Annotated in this window: 14 protein-coding genes and 1 pseudogene; 7 read left to right on the top strand and 8 right to left on the bottom strand. The window is 46.8% G+C overall.

What is annotated here, in order from left to right; genetic code table 11:
• Nucleotide 1: 1 nt before the first annotated feature.
• The gene (glgB, locus tag Q338_RS05220; protein WP_084693536.1) at nucleotides 2-4,312 is read right to left on the bottom strand and encodes a 1,4-alpha-glucan branching protein GlgB; all 4,311 of its coding nucleotides are present in this window, start codon (nucleotides 4,310-4,312) and stop codon (nucleotides 2-4) included.
• A 220-nt stretch (nucleotides 4,313-4,532) separates the two neighbouring features.
• Here glgB and mutL point away from each other — a divergent pair, with 220 nt between their 5' ends.
• Entirely contained in the window at nucleotides 4,533-6,455 is a 1,923-nt protein-coding gene (gene mutL / locus Q338_RS05225; protein WP_034292742.1) for a DNA mismatch repair endonuclease MutL, read from the top strand.
• 163 nt (nucleotides 6,456-6,618) lie between these two features.
• Here mutL and Q338_RS05230 read toward each other — a convergent pair.
• Nucleotides 6,619-6,996: pseudogene (locus Q338_RS05230) on the bottom strand (DUF302 domain-containing protein); the annotation flags it as partial.
• A gap of 284 nt (nucleotides 6,997-7,280) precedes the next feature.
• Between Q338_RS05230 and Q338_RS13705 the strand changes: the two are divergent.
• Both Q338_RS13705 and Q338_RS05240 read left to right on the top strand, forming a co-directional pair.
• Nucleotides 7,281-8,162, top strand: a complete 882-nt coding sequence (locus Q338_RS13705; protein ID WP_051968504.1) for a DUF6636 domain-containing protein — start codon at nucleotides 7,281-7,283, stop codon at nucleotides 8,160-8,162.
• Nucleotides 8,163-8,412: 250 nt separating this feature from the next.
• Nucleotides 8,413-10,434 carry a cytochrome c biogenesis protein ResB gene (locus tag Q338_RS05240; RefSeq protein WP_034292746.1) on the top strand — a complete coding sequence of 674 codons (2,022 nt, stop codon included), beginning with the start codon at nucleotides 8,413-8,415 and terminating at the stop codon, nucleotides 10,432-10,434.
• 235 nt (nucleotides 10,435-10,669) lie between these two features.
• Here Q338_RS05240 and aroE read toward each other — a convergent pair whose 3' ends face one another.
• The gene (gene aroE, locus Q338_RS05245) at nucleotides 10,670-11,488 is read right to left on the bottom strand and encodes a shikimate dehydrogenase (RefSeq protein WP_034292770.1); all 819 of its coding nucleotides are present in this window, start codon (nucleotides 11,486-11,488) and stop codon (nucleotides 10,670-10,672) included.
• Between the two features lie 69 nt (nucleotides 11,489-11,557).
• On the opposite strand from aroE, the gene Q338_RS05250 reads away from it, so the two are divergent.
• Together Q338_RS05250 and Q338_RS05255 are read left to right on the top strand one after the other, a co-directional pair.
• Nucleotides 11,558-11,977, top strand: a complete 420-nt coding sequence (locus Q338_RS05250; RefSeq protein WP_034292748.1) for a CopD family protein — start codon at nucleotides 11,558-11,560, stop codon at nucleotides 11,975-11,977.
• A 156-nt stretch (nucleotides 11,978-12,133) separates the two neighbouring features.
• A complete protein-coding gene (locus Q338_RS05255) occupies nucleotides 12,134-12,601 on the top strand; it encodes a CYTH domain-containing protein (protein ID WP_034292750.1) in 468 nt (155 codons plus the stop codon).
• 69 nt (nucleotides 12,602-12,670) lie between these two features.
• Here Q338_RS05255 and ppk2 read toward each other — a convergent pair whose 3' ends face one another.
• Nucleotides 12,671-13,591 (bottom strand): polyphosphate kinase 2, encoded by a 921-nt coding sequence (ppk2, locus tag Q338_RS05260; RefSeq protein WP_034292752.1) that lies wholly within the window; start codon nucleotides 13,589-13,591, stop codon nucleotides 12,671-12,673.
• Between the two features lie 127 nt (nucleotides 13,592-13,718).
• Here ppk2 and Q338_RS05265 point away from each other — a divergent pair, with 127 nt between their 5' ends.
• Nucleotides 13,719-15,497: a bifunctional chorismate-binding protein/class IV aminotransferase gene (locus Q338_RS05265; RefSeq protein WP_034292754.1), complete on the top strand. Its 1,779-nt coding sequence runs from the start codon at nucleotides 13,719-13,721 to the stop codon at nucleotides 15,495-15,497.
• A gap of 52 nt (nucleotides 15,498-15,549) precedes the next feature.
• Here the strand turns inward: Q338_RS05265 and rpsU are convergent, their stop codons facing one another.
• The 3 genes from rpsU to Q338_RS05280 all read right to left on the bottom strand — a co-directional run bounded on the left by rpsU (nucleotide 15,550) and on the right by Q338_RS05280 (nucleotide 18,579).
• Entirely contained in the window at nucleotides 15,550-15,762 is a 213-nt protein-coding gene (gene rpsU / locus Q338_RS05270) for a 30S ribosomal protein S21 (RefSeq protein WP_002641238.1), read from the bottom strand.
• A gap of 238 nt (nucleotides 15,763-16,000) precedes the next feature.
• A complete protein-coding gene (gene clpA, locus Q338_RS05275; RefSeq protein WP_034292757.1) occupies nucleotides 16,001-18,283 on the bottom strand; it encodes an ATP-dependent Clp protease ATP-binding subunit ClpA in 2,283 nt (760 codons plus the stop codon).
• A complete protein-coding gene (locus tag Q338_RS05280; RefSeq protein ID WP_051968505.1) occupies nucleotides 18,280-18,579 on the bottom strand; it encodes an ATP-dependent Clp protease adaptor ClpS in 300 nt (99 codons plus the stop codon). Before Q338_RS05280 ends, clpA begins: the two co-directional genes overlap by 4 nt.
• A gap of 198 nt (nucleotides 18,580-18,777) precedes the next feature.
• Here Q338_RS05280 and Q338_RS05285 point away from each other — a divergent pair, with 198 nt between their 5' ends.
• Nucleotides 18,778-18,981, top strand: a complete 204-nt coding sequence (locus Q338_RS05285; protein WP_034292758.1) for a cold-shock protein — start codon at nucleotides 18,778-18,780, stop codon at nucleotides 18,979-18,981.
• Between the two features lie 63 nt (nucleotides 18,982-19,044).
• Here Q338_RS05285 and Q338_RS14780 read toward each other — a convergent pair.
• Nucleotides 19,045-19,365, bottom strand: a 321-nt coding sequence (locus Q338_RS14780) for a transposase (protein WP_034292760.1), incomplete at its 5' end; no start/stop codon positions are given.

The following is a 19,365-nucleotide window of genomic DNA, read 5'->3' on the forward strand; positions in this document are numbered from 1 at the left end:
TTCATCTGCCTTTCTTTTTCGTTTTATGAATGGGTTTGGCTTTCGGTGTGGCGGCTGGTGTAGCGGGTGTGGCTTGTGGGCGCACCACCTGTTTGGCTTTCGGGCAAGACAAATACACAGTCGCCAATGGTGGCAAAGTCAAACTCAAAGATTGTGTACGACCGTGTGATTCCACCTCATCGGTTTTCAGGCTGCCTGAAAGCTGAATTTCGCTGCCACAGAATGCGTCATCGTCTGAATTCAAAATCACATCGTATTCGCCTGCCACATTTACGCCAAAACGGTAATTTTCACGCACCACAGGCGTAAAATTACTCAAAACAATCAAACAATTACCATCGCGATCTTTGCGTTCAAAAACAAACACGGAATTATCCGAATCATCTGCCACCAGCCACTCAAAACCTTCAGCCCATTGATCCAATTGATAAAGTGGTGTATTTTGTTGATAAATATGATTTAATTTTTTAACAAAATCCTGCACACCTTTGTGCCATTTGCCACCATGTTCTTCTTGCAATAAATGCCAATCTAAACTTTCATTGAAATTCCATTCACGCCCTTGCGCGAACTCATTGCCCATAAACAATAATTTTTTCCCTGGGTAGCCATACATAAAGCCATAATACGCGCGTAAATTGGCAAATTTTTGCCACGCGTCCCCCGGCATTTTCGCCAACAGCGAACCTTTGCCATGCACCACTTCATCGTGCGACAAGGGCAAAATATAGTTTTCGCTGTACTGATACATCATGCCAAACGTCATCAAATTGTGATGATATTTGCGATGAACAGGGTCTTCTTTCATGTAACGCAAAGTGTCGTTCATCCAGCCCATATTCCATTTGTATTGGAAGTTCAAGCCTTCCGCTTTGGTAACATTTGGGAATGCGGTGGATTCTTCCGCAATGCCTGTAGCGTGCAGCCCTTGATTTTGCAACATGGTGTTGGTGTCGCGCAGAAAATCAATGGCTTCAAAATTGTCGCGTCCGCCATATTGATTGGGAATCCATTCGCCGTCTTTACGCGAATAATCACGGTAAATCATGGAAGCCACCGCGTCCACACGCAAACCGTCAAAGCCAAAGTGTTCCACCCAATACAACGCATTGCCTGTTAAGAAGTTTTTCACTTCTCTGCGCCCAAAATTGTAAATCAGCGTGTTCCAATCCTGATGGAAGCCTTCGCGTGGGTCTTCGTGCTCATACAAAGCGGTGCCGTCAAATTTCGCCAAACCGTGTTCATCGGTCGGGAAATGCCCCACCACCCAGTCCAAAATCACCGAAATCCCTGCTGTGTGGGCAGCCTGAATCAAGGCTTGCAATTCTTGTGGCGAACCAAAACGGCTGGTCGGCGCATACAAACCCGTCGCCTGATAGCCCCACGAGCCATCAAAGGGATATTCAGAAATCGGCAATAATTCAATATGGGTAAACCCCATTTCTTTTACATAATCAATCAGTTCCACCGCCAATTGTTCATAAGTCAGCCAATCATGGCTTTCAGGCTGCCTTTTCCACGAACCCAAATGCACTTCGTAAATAGCAATCGGCGCGTCAATCGCATTGGCTTTTTCGCGGAATGCGGAGGCAGGCACTTTTTCAGGTAGTCCACGCAACACCGAAGCGGTGGTGGGGCGCAATTCCGCCGCAAAAGCATAAGGGTCTGATTTCACACGAACATTGCCATGCACATCACGAATTTCAAATTTATACAAAGCATTGAATTTCACATCAGGCACAAACATTTCCCACACGCCCGTGTCCCGATGATGGCGCATAACGTGTACGCAACCATTCCAATCGTTAAACTCGCCAATCACGGAAACGCGCTGTGCATTCGGCGCCCAAACCGCAAAATGCCCACCTTTCACGCCGTCCATTTCAATCAGGCGCGCACCCAGAGTTTCATATGGGCGCAAATGCGAACCTTCGCCCAGCAACCAATTGTCCATTTCGCCCAAAAATGAGCCAAAACGGTAGGCGTCTTCTTGGCGCACAAAAGTGTCCGCGCCATGATGTTGAATGGCAAACGCGTAATCAGGACAATTTTCAGGCAGCACCGCCGCCCACAAACCGCGTTCATCAATTTTTTCCATATTTGCCAATACTTTGCCGCTTGCACGGTCAAGCACATCAACCGCCGCCGCAGTCGGCAACAAGGCGCGTACCACTTCGCCCACGCCTTCCACCGCGTGCCGACCTAAATAGGAAAACACATCGCCATGTTCCGCAAAAAAGAGCGCGTGTATCGTGTCGCGTTCGCGTTGGTCAAGTTCTGGATAAGAGCGTTTTGTGGACATACGAACCTCGTGAATAAAATGAAATTGTTGAATAATTTGATGATTTTCTGCCAACTCTGCCACCGCGAGCGGATATTTTCGCGCCCAATTGCCTTTTGCCACGCTGGGGAAATTGAAATTTTCCGTCATGCCCAGCAGGTTTTCCAATTGCAAGGCATACAATTGCGCAGGCGTGGTCGCGCCAAATTGATGAATCGCCGACCATAATTCAGCAGACAACATTTCAGGCTGCCTGAAATCGTGTGGCAAACATTGTTTTTGTTTTAATAATTGAATGAGTGAAGATTTATCCTGTTCACGCTGGGCGCAGGCAGCCTGAAAATGCGTTTCATCGGGCAAAGTTCCCAGCGCAAACATGGCGTGCAAATCCGTCCCAGCCCACCAGCCCGCCAAAGGCGCGACATCGTGCGTGGAAATCACCGCAATCGCTTGGCGCGGATAATCACGCATATTTTGATTAAAATACAATACTTTATACGATAAAATTTGATAACGGTTCAGCAATTCACGCGTTTCATTTGGCACCGTACCCAAATCTTCACCAATGACAAGACATTGATTTCTATGACTTTCCAATGCAATTATCGCAAATAAGGCTTCCTGTGGATAATGCACATACGCGCCATTTGCCGCCAATTCATCGCGCCCCAAAATCAACCACAGGCGATTTAACGCCATCACATGGTCAATCCGCAAAACGCCGTATAATTTCATGTTTTCACGGATAATTTTGATGAATTCCGCGCAGGCATTTTGCTGCATAATCTGTGGATTATAGGGCGGCAATTGCCAATTTTGCCCAATCGGACTAAACGGGTCGGGCGGCGCACCAATGGACAAATCCAAACAATATTGCTCGCGCTTCAACCAAGTATCTGCGCTGCCCTGCGCCACGCCCACCGACAAATCGCCATACAAACCCAAACGCACACCCGCTTCCGCCGCAGCCGCGTTCACCGCCTCCAATTGCACCGCGCACAGCCATTGTAGCCACATGTGGAAACGAATTTCCTGCTCATTTTTCGCTGAAAATTCTTGTACTTCCGCACTATCTGGGTGTTGATACGCCGTATCCCAGCCCAGCCAACCCAATTCATCGGGATTGGCAAAATGATTGTCCAGCGTTTCAAACAGGGCAAATCCGCGTAATTCATTGCCTTTTTGGACAATAAATTCGGCAAACTGTTGGCGTTGTTGCGCCGCGAGTGGGTCTTTGCCAAATTCAAATTCTTGAAATAAATAGCGCAATGCCGACACTTTGGTTTGCCAAACATGTGCATAATCAATCTGTTCGGCGGCGCGTAAATCGTTCAGGCTGCCTGAATGTTGCGCCAAGTAATTGGTAAATTTGGTGGAATGCAAAAATTGCGCCACTTGCGGCACGCTCAAATACATCGGGTTCAGCCACACGCGACTCGATGGGCTGTAGGGGCTGCAAAAATCGGGGCGGCTCGTGTAAAGCGCGTGAAGCGGATTAATGCCAATAAAATCCACTTTCAGGCTGCCTGCAAGTTTCATCAATTCTGCCAAATCAGAAAAATCGCCCACTCCCCAGTTTTGCGCCGATTTCAGCGCGTAAAGCTGAATGGTCAAACCTGTGTGTGGGCGATGTTCCGCCTGATACGCTTGTGCGGGCGCAACGATAATGAAAATTTTATATTGTTGATTTTCTTTGAATAAAGTGAGCGTGTAATAACCGCACGACAAACCTGTATTGGGTAAAGCAATTCCACCATCTTCAGGCAATTGAATGGGGTGTGCCGCACCTAATTCATCGGTCAATTCGGCGCGGTCGGCGTGTAAAAACGTTTCGGGAAAGGCAATTTCGCCCACATTGCCCACAGTCAGCACCTGAATGCTGTCGTATTGACCAGCAAATGGCACGGTTTGCAAATTCAACAAAAGCGTTTGCAAAACTTCGGGCGTGGCAGCGTGATGATTGCCATAAATGTCAAAGTAGGCAGGTTCTATGCCTGCCTGCTGTGCTAGGGAAATCAAGTTTTCGTGCATGATGTGAGCCGCATTTTTTAAATTATTTGAGTAAGAATATTAATGTATTTTGAAACAAATTTGTGGGGAATTTGAAACTATTTTTGTTTATTTTTGTAAATAATTTGATTTTTATCAATAAAATGTGCTTGGTCGTTTTAGCATGATGATAAATAAGTGGGTTTATCCAATTTGTTATACAATTTCAGGCTGCCTGAATTTTCCCAAACAGGATACAAAAATGAATAAAATCCAAATTTTACCCGACCACCTGATTAACCAAATTGCCGCAGGCGAAGTGGTGGAACGCCCAGCCAACGCCCTAAAAGAAATCGTGGAAAACAGCCTAGACGCAGGCGCAACACACATTTCCGTAGAAATCGCAGGCGGGGGCATTAAATTATTGCGCGTCAGCGACAATGGCGCAGGTATGCACGCCGATGATTTGCCGCTTGCCCTATCGCGCCACGCTACCAGCAAAATCAAAAACTTATCTGATTTAGAACACGTCCGCAGCATGGGATTTCGCGGCGAAGGTTTGGCGAGCATTGCGTCCGTGTCGCGCCTAACTCTAACCAGCCGCACCGCCGACACCGCCCACGCCCACCAAATTCGCGCCGAAGACGGTGTATTGAGCGCGGTCAGCGCAGCCGCCCACCCCATCGGCACCACGCTGGAAGTCTGCGAATTGTTTTTCAACACCCCAGCGCGGCGCAAATTTTTAAAATCCGAAAACACCGAATACGCCCATTGCGCCACTATGTTGGAACGCTTGGCGTTGGCGAATCCTCAAGTGGCATTTTCTTTAAAAAACAATGGTAAATCCGTATTTTCCTACCCCGCGCAATCGTTGGCGGAACGCGTGGCGGCGATTATGGGCGCGGAGTTTCAGGCTGCCTGTTTGCCTGTGGACAGCGGCGAAAACGTGTTGCGCGTACACGGTTTTGTCGCCAAACCCACGTTTAGCAAAGGCAAATCGGACAATCAATTTTGTTTTGTAAACAACCGTTTTGTGCGCGACAAAGTGATTTTGCATGCGGTGAAACAAGCGTATCGGGACGTGTTGCACAATCAAATGACCCCTGCGTTTGTACTGTTTTTAGAGATACCGCCCGAACTGGTGGACGTGAATGTCCACCCCACCAAAACCGAAATCCGTTTCCGCGACAGTCAGGCGGTGCACCAATTGATTTTTCATAGTTTAAACAAGGTTTTGGCGGACACGCGCGCGGATTTAACCGACAGCGTGGGCAATGCCAGCGAAATTTTGCAGGAACGCATTTCGGGCGAGCCAGCCTCTATTTCTAATGGGGAAACATTGGTGTGGGGGCAAACGGATTTTTCAGGCAGCCTGAAAACCAGTTCCCTAAATCATCAAAAAGTGAGCCCTGCCAACTATTCTGCCTTTCGTGCGCCACAACAGCGCAGTTTATCTTTGCGCGAGCGGCAAGCGGCGATGAATACTTACGCGGAATTGTATCGCGATGACGATGAATTGACGGCTTGGGAACACACGCGTTTACCCGAAACCCATATTACCCAAATCATTGAATCAACAGAAGAAAAAACAGAAAAACCAGATTATCCTTTGGGATTTGCTTTGGCGCAATTATTGGGGATTTATATTTTGGCGCAAACGGCGGACGGCTTGATTTTGGTGGACATGCACGCGGCGGCGGAACGGGTGAATTATGAAAAAATGAAAGCGGCGCGGCTTTCAGGCAGCCTGAAAGCGCAAATGTTGTTGATTCCGATGACTTTTGCGGCAAGCCACGAAGAACGTGCGGTGGCGGCGGAATATGCTGATTTATTGCGCGATTATGGTTTGGCGTTGGCGGATTTGGGCGATGGGCAATTGGCGGTGCAGTCTGTGCCTGCGATGTTGGGCAAGGCAAACGCGGCGGAATTGGCGCGAGACGTGTTGCGCGAATTGATGGCTGTGGGCAGCTCGCAAGTGATTGAACAATATGAAAATCAAATTTTAAGCACGATGGCGTGTCATGGTTCGGTGCGCGCTGGGCGGCAATTGACGCAGCCTGAAATGAATGCTTTATTGCGCGATATGGAAGCCACGCCGCGCAGCAACCAATGCAATCATGGGCGACCGACTTGGGTGCGAATTGGGTTGGCGGATTTGGACGCGTTGTTTTTGCGTGGGCAATAAAATAAAAACGTAGGGTGCGCCGTGCGTACCAAAATTCATCACAAAATTAAATGTTTGTGGGGATTTTGGTACGCACGGCGTACCCTACGTTTTCTAGTCCTCCCCCGTTGGAGGCGGGGGAGGGGACAGATGGTTGGTAAAATTTAAAAGGCAGCCTGAAACTTTATTGCGTTACCGTTGAGCGGATTAATTTTTCCGCGTTTGCCAATGTGTTTTCCACTTCGCTGTATTCAATTTTGCTGCCGTGAATAATGGCGCGGGTGTCGTTGAACACCACTTGCACTTTGCCGTCCACTTCCGTTACCAGTACGCGCAAAGGCAATTGCAAGGCAAGCGCAGGGTCTTTGACCATCAAAGGTGTACCCGCTTTGGGTGTACCAAACACAATTACGGTGGCTGGCTGCATATTCAAACCAACTTGTTTGGCGGCGGCGGCGTGGTCAATGGTGGCGAACACGGTCATGCCTTTGCTTTGCACGGCTTGCGTTAATTTTTGCACGGTTTGGGTAAAAGTGTATTTGCTTTCAAGGGTGTGGGTCATGATTGGGTGTTTGTGGTCGTGATGGTGGGTGTGGTCGTGGGCATGATGATGGTGGTGATGACCCTGTTCGGCGGGCGCATGGTTGTGGGCGCAGGCTGCCAGAGAAACAGTTGCTAAAATGGGCAATAAAATTTTACGCATAATTCAATTCCTATGCTGGGTTAAAAAATCAGATTGTAAAGAATTTCAGGCAGCCTGAAAACCGCTATATTTTGGCGTTTCTTTGGTTTTCAGGCTGCCGAATTTTGCGTAAAATAACGTCTTTTAACAAAAAGGGAAAGACTATGTTCCGCAAATCACTGATTGCCTTATTTTTGAGCAGCGCATTGCTGGCGCACGCTTCGCCCGTAGCGGAAAAAGCAACGGAAAACAAAACCGTTGAAATACAGAAAAAATCAAAACCTAACAAACAGTTAGAAGCGGAAAAAGCGCGTTTGCAACGCCAAGAACAGGCTTTGGAACGCGCCAAAGCTCGTTTGGCAGAAAAAGAAAAAGCCATCGCCGAAGCGAAAGCCAAATTAGCCGAACAAGAAAAAACGCTTGAACCCACCCCAAGCACCACAGCGGCAAAAACAGCAAACAGCAAACCCACGCGCCCAAGCAAACAAGATTTTGTCGCCAAAACCAAATCCGCCAACGCGAAAAAAGCCGATAACAAAGACGCAAAGTCTGAAACCAAAACAGAAACCAAATCTGAAGTAAAATCAGATAAAAAACCTGAAACCAAAACAGAAACCAAATCTGAAGCCAAATCAGATAAAAAATCTGAAACCAAAACCAAACAAGACCACAGCATTTCGGTCTACCGTTTGAATTTTGCCAGCCCCAGCCAAAATATTGTGTGCGGCGGCGATGTGTTGAAAACCTATGGTGGCGCGCGCGGCGTGTCCTGCTATATCAAACAAATGGACAGCCAACCTTTGCAAGCCAAACCCAAATCTTGCCAACACAGATGGGGACAAGTGTTTGAATTAGCGTATATTGGTCGTCCTGCGCTGGGCTGCTACAACGACACGCCGTATTCGCTTGAGCCAAAAATCTTGGCTTATGGCAAAACCATGCGCGGCAACGGTTGGGCGTGTACCAGCTTGCCACACGGCATTAAATGTGTGAATTCAGACCGACACGGCTTTGAAATTGGTCGTAAAAAACAAAAATTCTTTTAATTAATTAAAATCATAGGGTGAGTGGCAAATTTGGTTTACACTCGCCCTATTGTTTTCCAACCTGTTCAGGCTGCCTGAAAATGACACGACAATTTATTAACACCAAATATGTAGGGTGCGCCGTGCGCACCAGATTTACCAAAATATTTTAAATTATTCAATCATTTTGGTGCGCACGGCGCACCCTACAATTATTTTTATCGTGTACTGTAAGGCAGCCTGAAAACCCTATTCTCAAATCTAAATTATCATGTCTTCCACACAACAAAAATCTCCACAAAAAATCCCATTTATTCGCCGACCTTGGTTTGCTTTTATCAGTTCCATGCGTTTTGCGGTGTCTTTGCTGTCTATTTTGGCGATTGCGTCTATTATTGGCACGGTGGTGCAGCAAAATCAGCCAGCGCAAAATTATGTGGTGCAATTTGGTCCTTTTTGGGCAGAAATTTTTCATTTTTTGGGTTTATTTGATGTTTATGCTTCGTCATGGTTTGTGGTGATTATGATTTTTTTGGTGTTGTCCACAGGCTTGTGTGTGTGGCGCAATACGCCGCAATATTTGCGTGAAATGAAATCGTTTCGGCTCAATGCCACCGCCAAATCTTTGGCGCACATGAAGCATTCCCACGAACTTTCAGGCAGCCTGAAACCTGAAATTGTGCAACAATATTTGAATGTGAACGGCTTTCAAACCAAAACGGAACAGCGTGAAGACGGCAGCTTTATCATTGCCGCCAAAAAAGGGGCGATGAATAAATGGGGCTATATTTTGGCGCATATTGCGCTGATTGTGATTTGTATCGGCGGCTTGATTGACAGCAATATGGTGCTGAAAATGGGCATGTTGTTTGGCAAAATTGTGCCTGACAACACCAGCGTGTATGCGCGTGATTTCAAACCCGAAAGCACCATTGGCGCATACAATTTATCGTTTCGCGGCAATGCGGAAGTGGTGGAAGGTCAAACCATAGACCAAACTTTTTTAAATGCAGACAAGGGGTTACTCTTACAAAAATTACCCTTTACCATTGAATTGAAAAAATTTCATGTGGATTTTTACGACACAGGCATGCCCAAAGATTTCGCCAGCGATATTGTCGTTACCGACAAAGAAACGGGCGCAAAAATTGAAAAAACCATACGCGTAAACCACCCTTTAACCGTAAACGGCGTAACCATTTACCAATCCAGCTACGGCGATGGCGGCTCTGACCTGAAATTAAAAAGTTGGAATTTGCGCGGCATTGGTCAAGCGGCTGATTTGAAAGCGGTTTCGCAACGGCAATTTCCTTTGGATTTGGGTAGCGCGGGCAAATATCAATTGGAATTTGGCGAATTGCGCGTGTACAACGTGGAAGATTTGCGCGAACACGACAGGCAGCCTGAAAGCAAATTGCACGAAATCCGCAGCGTGAAACAAGAGAAAAAATTTCAAAACGTAGGGCCAACCATCACTTACAAAGTGCGCGATTCGGCTGGGCAAGCGCGTGAATATGTTAATTATATGCTGCCGCTTCAGCGCGAAGGCTCGCTGTTTTTTGCGACTGGTGAGCGTTCCAATCTGAACGACCCCTATCGCTGGCTGATGATTCCCGCCGATGCGAATGCGAAAATGGACAGTTTTATGGCGTTGCGCAATATCCTATTGCAGCCTGAAAAACGCGCACAGGTGGTGGAACAAGCCATTTTAAGCGTTGATGAATCCATGCGCCCCCAATTTAAATTGGCGGTGGACAATTTATTGCGCCAATTCGCCGAAGGCGGCTACATCGCCATCAACGAGCATATCGCCAAAACCGTCCCCGAAGCGGAACAGAAAAAAACAGGCGAATTGATGTATCAAATTTTGGTCGGTGCGGTCAATGTGGCATTGGACAATGCGCTGAAAGAACACGGGCTGCCTGAAATGGCGGCTGGCGAAGCAAGAAATATATTTGTTTTGAATAGTTTAGATGCGTACACGGCGATGACGCGTTTTCAGTCGCCTGTACTGTTGCATTTAGATGGTTTTAAACAAGTGAATATGTCGGGTTTGCAAATGACCAAATCACCAGGAGCAAATTTGGTGTATTTGGGTTCACTGTTTTTGGTGTTGGGGACAATTTTCATGTTTTATGTGCGCGATAAGCGGGCGTGGGCATTGTTTGGCGCAGATGGTTCGGTGCGTTTTGCCATGTCGTCCAGCCGCAGCGAGCGCGATTTGAACCGTGAGTTTCCCGAACATGTGGAAAAATTAGGGATTTTGGCGCGGGATTTACAGCAAACAGAATAATGAAATCTTTCAGGCAGCCTTTCACTACCTACAAAAATGAAGTATTGTCTGAATCGTTGAGATACAGCAATCTCACTCCCTCTCCTTTGGAAGAGGGCTGGGGAGAGGGAAAAATCGTTGAGCATTGCTAGTTTACCCTCTCCCTAACCCTCTCCCACAGGAGGGAACAGGTGGGTGGTGCGCAAAAATTTGTAGGGTAGTATTAAAAGGCAGCCTGAAAACTGATTTATCAAACTCAACCCATCTCCGCCCGTATCGCCGCAATCACAGGCGCAATTTGCGGCGCAAAACCACGCCACAAACGAAAACTCTCTGCCGCCTGCCCCACCAACATGCCCAAACCATCGGCAATTCGCGCCGCCCCATGCGCTTGAGCGTGGCGCAAAAACGGTGTGGGTTCTGCCCCATACACCATATCGTAAACCAATGAAGTTTCAGAAAAAATATTCTCCGACACGGCAGGTAATTCCCCGTTCAGGCTGCCTGAAGTCGCGTTAATCACAATATCGGGGCGAAGCTGCGCCGTGTCTGCAAAACTCGCCGCTTGTACAGAAAATTGTGTTGCTAATTCAATGGCTTTGCTTTGAGTGCGATTGGCGATGATGAGCGAATCAGGCTGTTGCGCCAAAATCGGCAACACCACACCACGCGTTGCCCCGCCCGCGCCCAAAATCAACACTTTTTTGCCGCGCAAATCCACCTGCAAATTGTCCACCATATCGTTTACCAAACCCACCCCATCGGTATTATCGCCGCGCAATTGACCATTTTCCAATAAAATCAAAGTATTCACTGCGCCAGCAGCCTGCGCCCGCTCGGATAATTCATCTACCAAATCAAACGCATATTGTTTAAACGGCACGGTAACATTCGCGCCACAGCCGCCACGCGCAAAAAAATCCTGCACGGCAGCCTGAAACGCGGCTGGCGAATTTTCCACCAAAATTCTTGAATATTCAATCACTTCACCTTGTTGCGCAGCGAAATGCGCGTGAATTTGCGGCGATTTGCTGTGGGCAATCGGGTTACCAAAAACGGCGTATTGTGCAGTCATTTTGTGTGCTTTCGTGGGAAAAATGGTCATTTTAACGTAAAATAGCCGCTTTTTTTCAGGCAGCCTGAAATGTATTTTTTACTCAAATCTTTGCATATTTTCTTTATTGTTTCGTGGTTTGCGGGGCTGTTTTATCTGCCGCGTTTGTATGTGAATTTAGCCATGACCGCGCCCGATTCACCCGAGCATAAGCATTTGTTAATCATGGCAAATAAATTATACAAATTTATGCAGCCGTGGGCGATTGGTGCGCTGGTGTGTGGTTTGGCTTTGCTGATTGTCCAATTTGGTTTCAAAATGGGCTGGGGGCATGGCAAAATTTTGATTGGCGTGTTGCTGCTGGGCTACCAACATTATTGTGGCAAATTATTGCGCGATTTTCAGCAGGGGCGCAACACGCGTAGCCATAAATGGTTTCGCGTATTCAATGAGTTACCTGTGTTTACGCTCATCGCCGCGATTTGGTTAGCCATTTATAAACCGTTTTAATGGTCAGGCTGCCTTAACGTAGGGTGCGCCGTGCGCACCAAGCCTTTAAAATTATTGAATTTTTTCTGCAATTGGTGCACACGGCGCACCCACATTTTGTGTTGTCCGTGAATATTCAGGCAGCCTGAAAATAATTAATCATTTAAAATCAATATTATGAATACCATAGAAATTGAACGCCGCTTTCTGCTGGCAAACGACACTTGGCGCGAATCCGCCGCGCCACCGCTTTTGTTGAAACAAGGCTATTTGAGTGTGGAAAAAGAGCGCACCATTCGCGTGCGCATTGTCGGCGAACAGGCTTGGCTGACGCTCAAAGGCTATATTTCCGACCTGACACGCAGCGAATTTGAATACCCCATTCCGCTCGCTGACGCAGAAAATATCTTGGCGAATATGTGTCCATTTAAAATGGAGAAACTACGCTATTTGGTTAATTATCAAGGATTTAGTTTTGAAATTGATGAATTTTTTGGCGAAAACGCGCCTTTAATCATTGCCGAATTAGAATTGCCCAGCGAAGAAAGCGAATTTCCCCGCCCCAATTGGTTGGGCGAAGAAATCACCGCAGACGGGCGTTTCACCAATGCCTATTTAAGCAAACACCCATTTGGAAGCTGGTAAAAAATTTCAGGCAGCCTGTATATTTTCAGGCTGCCTGAAGATTTTATTTTGCGATTTTATTGAATAAAATCAACCAAATTTATGGTGGGTTTCATTAATATCGGGGTGCAATACCAATAATTCATCTACCACACCAATCGCCGCCAAATCTTTTTCAGGATAATCCAATTGCGATAAGAAATAGCGAATGCAGTTCAAACGCGCCCGTTTTTTGTCATCAGATTTGATGATTGTCCAAGGGGCGGCTTTGCTGTGCGTGTGGAAGAACATATTGTTTTTCGCTTCTGTGTACGCGTCCCATAAATCCAAAGATTGTCTGTCCACAGGCGACAATTTCCATTTTTTCAATGGATCCACGCTGCGCGACACAAAACGGCGGAATTGCTCGGCTTCCGAAACCGAAAACCAAAATTTAAACAACAAGATACCGCTATCTGTCAACATGCGTTCAAATTCAGGGGCTTGGCGCATAAACAAATTGTATTCCACAGGGGTACAAAAACCCATCACGCGCTCCACGCCAGCACGGTTATACCATGAGCGGTCAAAAAACACCATTTCGCCAGCAGTTGGCAACTCTTTGATATAGCGTTGAAAATACCATTCACCACGTTCACGTTCATCGGGTTTTGCCAAAGCCACCACGCGCGCGCCACGCGGATTCAAATGCTCCATATAACGCTTAATCGTGCCGCCTTTGCCCGCCGCGTCCCGACCTTCAAACAGCAACACAATGCGTTGCCCCGTGTCTTTCACCCAGCCTTGTACTTTAAGTAATTCAATTTGCAGTAATTTTTTCGCTTCTTCATACTCGCGGCGTTTCATGCGTTCTGGATAAGGATAATCCGCAGGCAAAGGCGCGTCCATGCTGTCTTCAGGCGTAATTTCGCCCTGATATTTCAAAATTTCTTCCATAAAACGCTGCGAACGCAATTTTTCTTCTTCTGGAATCACAATTTCTTCGTAGGGTGTCAATTGATGTTCGGTCATGGCAGTCCTTTCATATCATGTGTTAAGTTAAGAAAATGTAATTTACTGTAATTCTAACACAAATTAACAAATAAAGTGCTAGCAAAAAACCGTTATAATCACATTTTTTGTTTTGGCTCAAGTTATTATGCAAGCATTTGTTTTATTTGACGATATTCCGCAAAAACGTGCGGTTTTATTGCAACATTTTGTCCACAGCGACACCTTCACCTCCGACACACTAGAGCAATTAGACGATTGCCTGCAAAAAGGTTGGGCAAAACAATGGCATTGCGCCCTATTTGCCGATTATGAATTGGGTTTGCCCTTGCAAAAATTGGTAGAACGCACAGATTTTTCAGGCAGCCTGAAAATTTATTGGTTTGCCGAAAAACATATTTTGCCCAACGCCGAAACATGGTTAGCCGAACGCGGCGGCAACGCCCCCGCAGGCATTGCCACACCCCAAATCAGCCAAGCCGAAGCAGATTATCATCACACCATCAACCAAATTCACGAAGCCATACGGCGCGGCGACACCTACCAAATCAACCACACCGTGCGCCTACACACCACGACTTATGGCAATCCAATCCGCCTGTACGCTCGATTGCGCCAAAACGTGCCATACGCCGTACTCGCCGCCTTGCCCGATGGTGGCTGGACGCTGTGTTTTTCGCCCGAATTATTCTTACGCATTGAAAACAATGGGAAAATCACCACTGAACCGATGAAAGGCACCGCTCCCATCTTGGGCGATGGCTTGGACGAACAACGCGCCGCCGAACTCCGCGCCGACCCCAAAAATCGCGCCGAAAACACCATGATTGTGGATTTATTGCGCAACGATTTGGGTAAATTAGCCGAAATTGGCGGCGTATCCGTGCCAGAACCGTTTAAAATCAATGCTTTTGGTACAGTTTGGCAAATGACCAGCGTAGTGCAAGCGCAATTAAAACAAGGGATTACATTTTCCCAAATTTTACGCGCCACCTTTCCCTGCGGCAGTATTACGGGTGCACCGAAACGAAAAAGTATGGAAATCATTAACTTACTGGAAGATAGTCCACGTGCTTTGTACACAGGCAGCATAGGTTTTTTGGAACACGCGCCCGATTCCGCGCTCGGCTTTTCAGGCTGCCTGAATGTGGTGATTCGTACCCTAAATTTAATTCCAAAAGAAAATTCTACTGAATATTTAGGTACTTATGGTGTAGGGAGTGGCATAGTGATAGACAGCCGCGCTGCCGATGAATACGCCGAATGCGCGTGGAAAGCGCGTTTTTTAAGCGAATTGCGCCCCGAATGCGATTTATTTGAAACCATGCGCGTGGAACAAGGCAAAATCGCCTTGCTTACACAACATATTGATAGATTAGCACATTCCGCCTTGTGCCTGAATATCCCATTCACACGCCAAGCCGCGATGAATGTATTGGAAAATGTGTTGGTAGAATTAGATAATTCATTGATTTACCGTATGAAATTAAGTTTAACCGCTTCAGGCAGCCTGAAAACGGAATACGCACCACTTGCCGAATTGCCCGAAAATCAAAAAATCATCTTCAGCGACAAAGTGTTAGCCAATCACGACCCTTTGCGCCGCCACAAAACCAGCCATCGCGCCGACTGCGACCACGCATGGCAAGCCGCCGAACGCGTGGGCGCGTTTGATGGATTATTGTTTAATGAAAATGGCGATTTGCTGGAAGGTGGACGCAGTAGCGTGATGATTTTATGGGAAAATCAATGGCTCACGCCGCCATTGGATTTGGACATTTTGCCCAGCATTGCGCGACAAATTGCCCTGAATTCAGACAGCCTGAAAGAAGCGCGGATTAGCCGCGAGATGGTGCGCCGCGCCGAAAAAATCCGCGTGGGCAATGCTTTGCGTGGCTGGCTAGAAGTAACATTATTGGAGATTTAAAACAAAAAACACCGCCAATCCCATGATTGGCGGTGTTTTTCTCACTCAAAAATTAATACATTTTGGGTGGCAAAGTTTGGCTACGCAAGCGTTTTTGCAAGCGTTTTACGGCTGCGGCTTTTTTGCGTTTGCGTTCAGTCGTTGGTTTTTCGTACGCTTCGCGCGCGCGCAATTCGGTCAGCAGACCAGTTTTTTCAATTGCACGTTTAAAACGGCGCATTGCCACTTCAAATGGTTCATTTTCTTTTACACGAATAGCAGGCATGTTTTCAGTCCTTATTAAAAATTAAAAAATGGTTTAAAAAATAAATACAGCGTTATTTGATTTCAGGCTGCCTGAAAATGTTTGATTTGTATGATAATCATACAGGCGAAACACGCGCCGATGATGAAAACATCACCCCCTAACCAACACAACATGTTTATGAGCCATGTTGCAAAATAATTCAGCCGTTTGAATCAAACGGCTGTTCAATCAAAAAATTGCGCCGATTATCGCAGTTTCAGGCTGCTTCGTCAAGTTTCTCTTTTTTGCGGCTAACACGTGGTTTTGTAAACGATAATTTTGTTTCTTGCTTATCCGCGTCCCAATCCACCCACACTTTGCCACCGTCCACCAAACGCCCAAACAACAATTCATCTGCCAACGCCTTACGAATTTGTTGCTGAATCAAACGGTTCATTGGGCGCGCACCCATTTGTGGGTCAAAACCTTTTTCCGCCAAATACTTACGCATGGATTCGCCAAACACCGCCACCACATTTTTTGCCGCCAACGAATCCGCCAAAGCCGCCAAAAATTTGTCCACCACCTTCACAATCATCTCGGGCGAAAGCGGCGCAAAGGGGATAATTGCGTCCAAACGGTTGCGGAATTCGGGCGTGAATTGTTTTTTAATGTCCACCATTTCATCGCCGCGCTCGCGTTTGCTGGTAAAGCCGAAAGTGGGACGGCTCAAGGCTTCCGCGCCCGCATTGGTGGTCATGATGATAATCACATTGCGAAAATCCGCGCTGCGCCCTGTGTTGTCGGTCAGTCTGCCTGCGTCCATTACTTGCAGCAAAACATTGTAAATATCGCGGTGGGCTTTCTCAATTTCGTCTAATAATAAGACCATATGTGGTTGTTTATTCACGCATTCGGTCAATAATCCACCCTGTTCATAACCCACATAACCAGGGGGCGCACCAATCAAACGCGACACCGCATGCGCTTCCATATATTCAGACATATCAAAGCGTTGTAATGGCACGCCCAAGCAGTGCGCCAATTGTTTCGCCACTTCCGTTTTGCCCACGCCCGTTGGCCCGCTAAACAGAAAACTGCCAATTGGTTTTTCAGGCAGCCCCAAACCTGCGCGCGACATTTTCACCGCCGAAACAAGGGCTTCAATCGCATTGTCCTGCCCAAAAACTTGCGCTTTTAAATCCGCCGCCAGCGTTTTCAAAATTTGTTTGTCATCGTGCGACACGGTGGTTTCGGGAATCCGCGCGATTTTCGCGATGACTTGTTCAATAATGGTTTTGTCAATGTGCGTGGTGCGGTGTTCAGGCTGCCTGATTCGTTGCGCCGCACCCGCTTCGTCAATAATATCAATGGCTTTATCGGGCAAAAAACGCTCGTTAATGTATTTGGCGGACAATTCGGCAGCAGCCTGAAACGCTTCGTCCAAATACTGCACCGCATGATGTTGCTCAAACATTGGGCGCAAACCTTGCAAAATTTGCACCGTTTCCGCCACACTCGGCTCAACAATATCAATTTTTTGGAAACGGCGACTCAAAGCGTGGTCTTTGCTGAACACCGTGCGAAATTCTTCGTAAGTGGTTGCGCCGATGCAACGCAGGCTGCCTTTTGCTAAAGCGGGTTTGAGCAAATTGCTGGCGTCCATCGTGCTGCCTTGCGTGCTGCCTGCGCCAATCACGGTATGAATTTCGTCAATAAACAAAACCGCGTTGTCCACTTTTGCCAATTCTTTCAGCACGGCTTTTAAACGCGCTTCAAAATCGCCACGATATTTCGCCCCCGCCAACAATGCCCCCATGTCCAGCGCAAACACAGTCGCATTTGCCAAAACTTCAGGTACTTGTTTTTGTTCAATTAAATAAGCCAAACCTTCCGCCAACGCGGTTTTGCCCACGCCAGCCTCGCCTACCAAAAGCGGATTGTTTTTGCGGCGGCGGCACAAGACTTGCAACAAGCGTTCCATCTCCATCGTTCGCCCAATCAAAGGGTCTATGCGCCCAGCTTGCACTTCCGCGTTTAAATTCAAAGTATAGGCTTCAAGTGGATTATCCGCCAAATTGTCTTCTTCATCGTCATGTGCATGGTTGTGGTTGGGTTTTTCGCCGTGCGCCAAATAGCGTAACACATCGGCGCGTTTTACCCCTTGTAATTCCAAGAAATACACCGCATGGCTGTCTTCTTCATACATCAAAGCGGCGAACGCGTCTTGCGGCGACACCAGTCCATGCCCCTGATTGTGTTGCTGAACATGAATCATGGCGCGTTGCAAAACCCGTTGAAAACCAATGGTGGGCGTGGGTTCGCGTTTTAAACTGGAAACGCGTTTGCCAAAAGTCGGCGTATTTTCCCGAATATGCTCAATTAATTGTTCTGTCAAAACATACACATCTGCGCCACAGGCTGCCAAAATATCGCGTACCTCTTCCGAATCACGAATCAGCCCAAACAATAAATGTTCCAAGCCCACCAATTCATGATATTCCGCATACGCAGCCTCGTGAATATTTTGCAAAATAAGTTCCAATTGTTCTGAAATCATGATAATTCCTCCACCGTGCAAAGCAGGGGGAAACCCGCTTCGCTGGCGCGATTAAGTACTTGCTGTTGTTTGGTTTCGGCGATGTCGCGTGAATATTCGCCGCATAAGCCTTTGCCCTGATGATGAATTTGCAGCATGATGGCAATAGCGCGTTGTTCAGGCTGCCTGAAAATATCGGTTAAGATTTCCACCACAAAATCCATTGTGGTGTAATCATCGTTGTGTAAAAACACGCCGTAGCGTTTGGGTGGGGCAATTTGGTCGCGCACGGGCGCAAGGGTGGATTGTGGAGACATTTTGTGAAAATTGTGTTGTAAATTTCGCTTATTTTAATAAAAAAATGAATTTTCGCAAAACAATCCTTGACTAAAATCTCTAACACCTGTAAAAAGTCAAACCAGCGATGAGTTGGGCTGTCTAATTCGCATTATGCCTGTTGAACTGCCAGTTTTTCGCTATGTTTTTTAATTTTTTTGTATGAAAGTAGCATAATTATGGCAACTGGTATTGTTAAATGGTTCAACGACGCTAAAGGCTTCGGTTTCATCACTCCAGACGAAGGTGGCGAAGATTTGTTCGCACATTTCTCTGCGATTAACATGGAAGGCTTCAAAACTTTGAAAGAAGGTCAAAAAGTTTCTTTTGAAGTAACCACAGGTCCTAAAGGCAAACAAGCCGCTAATATCCAAGCAGCTTAATCGTTATTCCGCAAGACGGCAGATTGTTTAGCAATTTGTCGTTTTGTTTTTTCAGGCTGCCTTTCAGTACACGACAAAAAATCGGACGACCTGTTTTGGGTTTGAAAAATAGTCCAAAGTTGCCATCATCAACATGGCAGCTTTGGCAAGCTGCTCTAAACCAACACGAAAAATACCTTGCGATAAACGTTCATGAGATTTAGGCTTAATTGGATTAAGCGCATGTTGCCAACGCCCGATAACATAAGCCCAAGCCAATGTAACTGCCAGAATCGCAAACAACTTTTCCATTTTAACAGGGTCAGTCATGTGCGTGGCTTCCAAGTCAAAACCGCGTTTTTTCAGGCAGCTAAACAGCATTTCAATTTGCCAGCGCTGACGGTA

This window comes from Alysiella crassa DSM 2578 (assembly GCF_000745955.1).
In the GTDB taxonomy this organism is placed as follows: Bacteria; Pseudomonadota; Gammaproteobacteria; order Burkholderiales; family Neisseriaceae; genus Simonsiella; species Simonsiella crassa.

What these genes read in the sequence shown, in the direction of transcription:
- glgB (WP_084693536.1), bottom strand. Translation starts at nt 4,312, where the DNA reads ATGCACGAAAACTTGATTTCCCTAGCACAGCAGGCAGGCATAGAACCT.
- mutL (WP_034292742.1), top strand. Translation starts at nt 4,533, where the DNA reads ATGAATAAAATCCAAATTTTACCCGACCACCTGATTAACCAAATTGCC.
- Q338_RS13705 (WP_051968504.1), top strand. Translation starts at nt 7,281, where the DNA reads ATGTTCCGCAAATCACTGATTGCCTTATTTTTGAGCAGCGCATTGCTG.
- Q338_RS05240 (WP_034292746.1), top strand. Translation starts at nt 8,413, where the DNA reads ATGTCTTCCACACAACAAAAATCTCCACAAAAAATCCCATTTATTCGC.
- aroE (WP_034292770.1), bottom strand. Translation starts at nt 11,488, where the DNA reads ATGACTGCACAATACGCCGTTTTTGGTAACCCGATTGCCCACAGCAAA.
- Q338_RS05250 (WP_034292748.1), top strand. Translation starts at nt 11,558, where the DNA reads ATGTATTTTTTACTCAAATCTTTGCATATTTTCTTTATTGTTTCGTGG.
- Q338_RS05255 (WP_034292750.1), top strand. Translation starts at nt 12,134, where the DNA reads ATGAATACCATAGAAATTGAACGCCGCTTTCTGCTGGCAAACGACACT.
- ppk2 (WP_034292752.1), bottom strand. Translation starts at nt 13,591, where the DNA reads ATGACCGAACATCAATTGACACCCTACGAAGAAATTGTGATTCCAGAA.
- Q338_RS05265 (WP_034292754.1), top strand. Translation starts at nt 13,719, where the DNA reads ATGCAAGCATTTGTTTTATTTGACGATATTCCGCAAAAACGTGCGGTT.
- rpsU (WP_002641238.1), bottom strand. Translation starts at nt 15,762, where the DNA reads ATGCCTGCTATTCGTGTAAAAGAAAATGAACCATTTGAAGTGGCAATG.
- clpA (WP_034292757.1), bottom strand. Translation starts at nt 18,283, where the DNA reads ATGATTTCAGAACAATTGGAACTTATTTTGCAAAATATTCACGAGGCT.
- Q338_RS05280 (WP_051968505.1), bottom strand. Translation starts at nt 18,579, where the DNA reads ATGTCTCCACAATCCACCCTTGCGCCCGTGCGCGACCAAATTGCCCCA.
- Q338_RS05285 (WP_034292758.1), top strand. Translation starts at nt 18,778, where the DNA reads ATGGCAACTGGTATTGTTAAATGGTTCAACGACGCTAAAGGCTTCGGT.